The sequence below is a fragment of the Microcoleus sp. S36a_B3 genome, assembly GCF_036700745.1.
Taxonomy (GTDB): domain Bacteria; phylum Cyanobacteriota; class Cyanobacteriia; order Cyanobacteriales; family Microcoleaceae; genus Microcoleus.
In genome coordinates, this window is record NZ_JAUBPN010000062.1 from 1 (window position 1) to 5,801 (window position 5,801).

7 protein-coding genes are annotated in these 5,801 nt (G+C 40.5%); 2 read left to right on the plus strand and 5 right to left on the minus strand.

Going from position 1 to position 5,801, the window contains the following annotated elements; genetic code table 11:
- Positions 1-814 precede the first annotated feature (814 nt).
- The 5 genes from QUA01_RS27025 to QUA01_RS27580 all read right to left on the minus strand — a co-directional run bounded on the left by QUA01_RS27025 (position 815) and on the right by QUA01_RS27580 (position 4,809).
- Complete coding sequence (locus QUA01_RS27025; RefSeq protein WP_333093222.1) at positions 815-964, minus strand: hypothetical protein; 150 nt, start codon at positions 962-964, stop codon at positions 815-817.
- 136 nt (positions 965-1,100) lie between these two features.
- The gene (locus QUA01_RS27030; RefSeq protein WP_333093223.1) at positions 1,101-3,509 is read right to left on the minus strand and encodes a CHAT domain-containing protein; all 2,409 of its coding nucleotides are present in this window, start codon (positions 3,507-3,509) and stop codon (positions 1,101-1,103) included.
- 245 nt (positions 3,510-3,754) lie between these two features.
- Positions 3,755-4,297, minus strand: coding sequence for a transposase (locus QUA01_RS27035; RefSeq protein ID WP_333133288.1), 543 nt, complete (start codon positions 4,295-4,297; stop codon positions 3,755-3,757).
- Positions 4,298-4,318: 21 nt separating this feature from the next.
- Positions 4,319-4,531 carry a hypothetical protein gene (locus QUA01_RS27040; RefSeq protein ID WP_333093225.1) on the minus strand — a complete coding sequence of 71 codons (213 nt, stop codon included), beginning with the start codon at positions 4,529-4,531 and terminating at the stop codon, positions 4,319-4,321.
- The gene (locus tag QUA01_RS27580) at positions 4,453-4,809 is read right to left on the minus strand and encodes a transposase family protein (protein WP_442922029.1); all 357 of its coding nucleotides are present in this window, start codon (positions 4,807-4,809) and stop codon (positions 4,453-4,455) included. Before QUA01_RS27580 ends, QUA01_RS27040 begins: the two co-directional genes overlap by 79 nt.
- Before the next feature lie 192 nt (positions 4,810-5,001).
- On the opposite strand from QUA01_RS27580, the gene QUA01_RS27045 reads away from it, so the two are divergent.
- Positions 5,002-5,253, plus strand: a complete 252-nt coding sequence (locus tag QUA01_RS27045; protein WP_333093226.1) for a hypothetical protein — start codon at positions 5,002-5,004, stop codon at positions 5,251-5,253.
- A gap of 65 nt (positions 5,254-5,318) precedes the next feature.
- A complete protein-coding gene (locus QUA01_RS27050; RefSeq protein ID WP_333093227.1) occupies positions 5,319-5,597 on the plus strand; it encodes a type II toxin-antitoxin system PemK/MazF family toxin in 279 nt (92 codons plus the stop codon).
- Positions 5,598-5,801 lie beyond the last annotated feature (204 nt).

Genomic DNA, 5,801 nt, shown 5'->3' on the forward strand with positions numbered 1-5,801 from the left:
ATTTACTCCTTTAACACGCGCACTTGTTTGGTCTAAGTGTTGCCAGGGGCTACTTGCTAATCCGGATACATACACTTTGTTAAATTCTGATTCCAACTTTGATGAATTATTTACTCTTCTGATTTGATAAATAACCGGCTGACATGGAAATCCCAATATTGCTTAAAAAATCTAATAGCTTCCCTTGAGTCATATTTCCCCCGTAATACAGGCTCATAACTAACGCTTTTATTCCGGGGCCAAACTCTCCATCATATCCGGATGGTAACGGTGAAATGTATGTTTTCTTTTCGGAAGGTGAGTAATACTTCTGTTTCCGGAATAACACGTTATCTGTTTTCATTAAAATGTCTTGAACTATTACGAATTCCTAACCTTTAAATTCTGAATCGAATGGTAGTTCTGCTTCAGGATACTCCAGAATTTGCTCTCGATCAACTTTGACGAGAGCATTTTTACTGCTTTTAATATGTTTTTTTGGTGTTTTTCACTCCTTCTCGGATGAGTAGTTTTCTTTTGACTTTTTCGGTCTATTGGCTTTAACCTCTGGTTTGCCTTGTTCTCCTTTCAGACGATTATTTTCGGATTTTAATCTTTGATTTTCTGACCGTAATTCTCTGGTTTCTGCTTGTAATTGCTCTATAAGGTTCAGCAATATGGACACAGTACGACGCAATGATTCGTCTGCAATGTCAGATGGCTCAATGCTTTGCAGTAAGGTCTCTACTAATTGGTCAGCAGATGTTTTTTGCGTCAGGCTTTATATTCTACCATGCTGTGCCTAGATTGTGAATCTTCTTTTTTGCTGTTACCGCTATTTATTGAGCGGATACGATTTATCCGCCATCTGGGATATCGTATTGCTGAGATTTGCTAAATCGTCAACAGCCCCGGCTTGTTCAAATACTTCTGGTTTAGTTTCAAAGACTGCTAGGAAACCGGAAATAAATTGTTCGTCTGTCATTGCCAATTTCTCCTTTGATTATAGTGAATTTATCGTTGGAATAATTTAGAACTAAGGTCAAAGAAACCGGGTTTCTCTGAGAAATCTCCAGTGGAAAAAACAATCTCCGCAGAAACCCGGTTTCTGATACCCAAGCTTATTTCCCAACAGAACAGAACGCCGCCCAGTGTACGGGAGACTCATAAGGTTGATAATCCTGTTTGTAACCGCGCCTGTATTTGTCTTGAATTTTCTGTTTGTGTTCGCGACTCAGCAACTTCGATGTTTCCACCCATTCTAGCAAACTTTTAACAGTCACACTCCGCAGCCACAACTGAGACTCCCGCAAAGCAATCGCCACAGGCGGGCGAGTTTCCGACAAGAAAAGCTCATAAAATTTAATCATCAAAATCGCCGTAGATACATCATTGACAGCCCACAAAGTGCTAATCACATTCGTGGTTCCGGCGTACAAAAAACCGCTAGGCAATCCGATATACTCATCAGTGGTATCTCCAATATCCGTTAAGCCGGTTTCGCAGGCGGAAAGCGTCACTAAACTGCACTTACTCAGTGGCAAATCAAAGATTTCTTCTAGCGTCAGACATTCGGCGATGTCGAAGGTTTCGCCTCGGCGGGAACGAATATAACTTTTGTTCTCGGAGTCAACGTTATCGGGGGTAATTTTTGCCCCAGCTAAAATTAAAGCTGATTTCCGGGGATCGAGAAAGTCGAAAAAGCCGTGACAGGAAAAGTGGGCGATGTCGGCATTCTGCAACGCTTCAAGCTGTTGCTGCAATCCTGTCTTACTTGCCTTTTCCCGAATCAATACTTCGGCGGGATTAAAGGATTTGGCAATTGCTTCGACTTCGATATCGGTGAAGTCTAAATCTTCTGTCGGGTTTTGAATGGCAAACAATCTTGTGGGTGATGAGTCTTCCCCAGTCGGATTTACCCGCTGAGATAATTGTAATAGCTGACAACTGGGAGTATATCTCACGCCGCCTGGGAAAAGTTCGAGGAGACTTCCAGTTTCTTCTACATTCTGCCTTACCCTTCGGCTGGTTAATGCGTGAAGCGGCAACAAATGCAAATATCGGAAGGCAACTAATATCAATCGCTGGCATTTTTTCTGGAGGTGAGAAATTATTTTATCGATGTGCAAGATTTTAGCTAATTTTTCCAGGCTGGTTTCTAGCTGATTTCTCCACTTTTCAGGTTGATTGATGTAGTCGTCGATATACTCTTGCTGAAATTCCTCTAATACTTGCAAGTCTTCAGATGAAGAGTGCCCGACAATTGGTTGAGGGGACTCGCGGGTAATAATAAAAACTTTAAAGCCGTTAAAGGTAATGTACCATTCCAAAATTGCCTCATTTTCACCTAACAAACTGCGAATTTCTTGAAAACTAATCCGCTGTACATTTTGCGGCAAGCTGCGGGCATTGTGAAACAATTCTACTAGATTTCTGGTTTTGCTGCGTTCGATGTATTCTTGGGCGGCGGTTTTGTTTTCCATGTCTAGGCAAACTTCCACCATCTCCTGATAAACTTTATTCCATTCTTCAGCTAATTTCTGTCTCTCTGCTTCGCCGCCGATAATAATTTCACTCCGCATTGATTCAACGGTCTCAATCGCGGTTTTAAAACTATTGTAAGCTTCTGGTAGTTGTGAATATTCCTGGTAGGCAAGTCCGAGATTATATAAAGTTTCAACATTATTTATAGGAAATGCCGCGCGGGTGCGAATTTCTAATGATGCCAGAAAAGCCGCGATCGCCAGTTCCAGATTCTCCGCTTTTTCCCCTCTGATTCTGTCGCCGTAGGCAATCCCCAAATTATTTTGAGTACCTGCCCAATTTTGAGGAAATACCTCACGGGTGTAAATTTCTAATGATGCCACAAAAGCATCGATCGCCAGTTCCAGATTCTCCGCTTTTTCCCCTCTGATTCTGCCGCCGTAGTCATTTCCCAAATTACTTTGAGTCATGGCCCAATCTTTAGCATATTCTTGACGGGTAAAAACAGTCAAGGCAATTTCATCACCTGCAATGGCAATTTCCAAATTACTCGCCCTGCTGCCTAAAGGAAATTCCCGGATTGCGTTGCAAAAATTGCCAATAAGTGTTGTTAGAGAAATGCGCCTTTGGCTATCTGAATTTGGCAAAGTTTCCTTCGCCCAATTTCGCAACACCACCGCCAAATTATCATTAATTAATTTGATCTTCTCACGAAGTATGGCATAAATTACATTACGATCTCCGTCGCTGTCTGAAGTTGCCTGCAACACTTCTTCTAGGAATTTGCGGTAAGTGGAAGGTGACGATTTATCTGGTATTGTATTGCCATAAGTACCCATGAGATGCCCTGCAAGAGTCATTAAAGAATTAGCATCATCCAGGTTGTTATCAATTCTCAGATCATTTGCCATATCTAGCATTACCTGCACCAACCCCGCATCAACTAACTCGGAGTTTGCCTGCAAAATTTGGTTTTCTTCCCCGTTGGGGCAATTCAGTAGCGATTCAATCAGATTGAGATAAGCTTGGTGGGGTTCTTCATTCATTGCTGACAACCCATGTTTTTATAATTTTACATTCTTTGTAGGAGAAAAACAAGGGAAAACCCTACTTTCTAAATCGTCTGAGTAGCTGGAGTGTGCGTCATAAGCTGCTTCCCAACTATGTCGTATAATATAGATACAAGATAAGTAAGCGATCGCAATAATGAATCTATTCGGAATGGACCCGGTCTCATTCAAAAAAATCTGGATAAATTTGGGGTCTTCTGGGTTTGAGGTGATAATAAAAACTAATTAGAAAAGCAAGCTAATAGTCGAGCTCGAAAATTGTCGACATTAACAAATCCATAGGCTTGACGCTTAATCACTTTGAGGCGATTGTTGATTCCCTCCATCACACCACTCGTTGTTCTGTTCAAGAAATAGTTACAAATTCCATGGATATGATTGCGAAGCATGGTTAGGGTATCACTGTAAATCGGTTGTGCTTTCTTAATCCATTCAAGCAGTGATTTTTTCCCCTCTTCCACACTATGATGACTTTCAAAAATCTCTCTGAATTCTTCCTTCAATTCATAGGCAAGCTTAAGACGTTTAGATTGACTTAAAACTGTAGCCAATTTGATCCGTTGCTCTTTTAAATCTACACCACTTCTCAGGACAATAAATCTGCTGCCTTTTCCTTTAATATTGCTTTGTATTCGGATTTTATTCAATTCCTCATTCACATATTTCATCACATGAAATCGGTCATACACCACAATCGCATTCGTCCAAACTTCTTGGATCACTTTTGGAAAACCACCCCACATATCTACACTCACTTCTGACACCTGTTCACGAACCTCAATCGGTTACTGCATTAGGGTTTCCATGATACCTTGCTGTTCATGACTATCGATCACTTCAATCAATTGACTTTGGTCAATATCGGAGACTACAGTCACAAAATCTTGATGCCCTTTTCTCATACTAATTTCATCGATACTCAGACGTTTAACCGCTCCCCATGAGACTTTTTTACTTGCAATCGCTGATGATTGAAAATTCCTTGCACTTGATCCCAACTTAATTCTTCCTCTCGTTTTACCTGTTCCACCGTTGTCACCTGAACACGGTGATTAATATACTCCTCATATCGTTGAGTATAGAGCAGACCTTCATCAACAAAACACAGTTTCTCTGTGAAATATTTTTGACAATTGTTACAGTAGTATTGGCGACGAGGAATTTCCAATTCGATTAACTGATCTGAAATCGGTAAATCTCGAATCAAGATTGGACGAATCTGATGAAGTTCATCTGTGGACTGTTGACAGTGAGGACAAGTAGCACAATCTGTCAAAAAATCTACTTTTAAAATTGTTTTTCTATCATTTTTAATACATCTTTCAATCGTAATGCCTGCAAATTGAGTAATCCGTCAAGATGAAAATCTATAAGCTTAGCCTCTAGCATAAAGTTTTTAGATTATACACTTTACACCGCAAACCCAGAAGAGCCATAATGCAATGGCAAAAAACAAGAGGAAACTAAAATGATTTCACAAACTTTAGTAGAGATTGAACGTTCTATTAGTTCCCTGTCGATAGAAGAACAACTTTGGCTGCTGGAACGTATCGCTTGCCGAGTTCGGGAGAAAACTTACATAGCTAATAAGCTCGCTAATGCTAAATACCTGGAAGGAGAAATAGCAGAGATGGCCAACAATCCAGATATTCAAGTTGAGATTGCTGCCATCGATCGAGAGTTTATTGTGGCAGAAATGGATGGTTTAGAAGCACTATGAGCATTTAGCGAGGGAAAATTTATTTTGTCAATCTTAACCAAGTTCATGGAAGAGAATAAGCTGGAATGCGACCTGTTTTGGTGCTTTCGATTGATACTATTAACCAGTCACCGTTAGTTGTTACTGTCATTGTCGGCACTAAAGGAACTAATATTCACCGCGAATATCGAACCAATGTGCGTGTTTCTGCGTCTGAAAGTGGCTTGCCAATAGAAACAGTTTTCCTCTGTTTTCAGATTCGATCTTTGGATAAAGAGCGATTTCCTACGGATTCTGCAGGGGAACTTGCCGCCGAAAAAATGTTAGAAGTTGAATCGGCGGTTCGTTACTGTTTTGGTTTATAGCTCAACACAGTTCAGTTAACGCCGTAAAGATGCTCGAATTGAGCTCGCAATTCAGTTAAAATAGTCTTGAGTTTATCGTTAATTTTCATATTTGCGATCGATGTTATGTATTTAGATTAGACTCGGCGACTTAAGGAGACTGTTGGCGAATTAAAAAAGGGTGAAACCAAACATCCCACAATCGTGGAAAAAAACTATGATGAG

Bases quoted from the DNA above. Each gene is read 5' to 3' on its own strand.
- QUA01_RS27025 (WP_333093222.1), bottom strand. From the start codon at position 964: ATGACAGACGAACAATTTATTTCCGGTTTCCTAGCAGTCTTTGAAACT.
- QUA01_RS27030 (WP_333093223.1), bottom strand. From the start codon at position 3,509: ATGAATGAAGAACCCCACCAAGCTTATCTCAATCTGATTGAATCGCTA.
- QUA01_RS27045 (WP_333093226.1), top strand. From the start codon at position 5,002: ATGATTTCACAAACTTTAGTAGAGATTGAACGTTCTATTAGTTCCCTG.
- QUA01_RS27050 (WP_333093227.1), top strand. From the start codon at position 5,319: ATGCGACCTGTTTTGGTGCTTTCGATTGATACTATTAACCAGTCACCG.